At 38.7% G+C, this 253-nt stretch carries 1 pseudogene; it reads right to left on the bottom strand.

Features of this window, described 5'->3' with window-relative positions:
* Window positions 1-253 (bottom strand): annotated as a pseudogene (locus AOA61_RS31285) (chemotaxis protein); the annotation flags it as partial.

Here is a 253-nt window from a genome sequence, read left to right as displayed (position 1 = left end):
TTTGTTCCGCTACATTGATTATGAGATCAATAATATTTCCAATTTGAGATGACTTTTCTCCTAATTGACCAATGATTTCTGACATCCCAATAGCATTATCATTTATCAATTTCATTTGGCTAACTGTCTTTCTAATAACTTCCGTACCCTTTTGAGATCTTTCAGCTGACTCTGCCGTTGCCTGGCTCACTTGATCCATACTACCGGAAATTTGCTGCATGCCACCTGAAATCTCTGTAACAGCTCCTGACAC

Origin of the sequence: Pseudomonas sp. 2995-1 (genome assembly GCF_002742505.1) — a bacterium.
Taxonomy (GTDB): Bacteria; Pseudomonadota; Gammaproteobacteria; order Pseudomonadales; family Pseudomonadaceae; genus Aquipseudomonas; species Aquipseudomonas sivasensis.
This window is presented reverse-complemented; position numbering and strand designations above follow the sequence as displayed.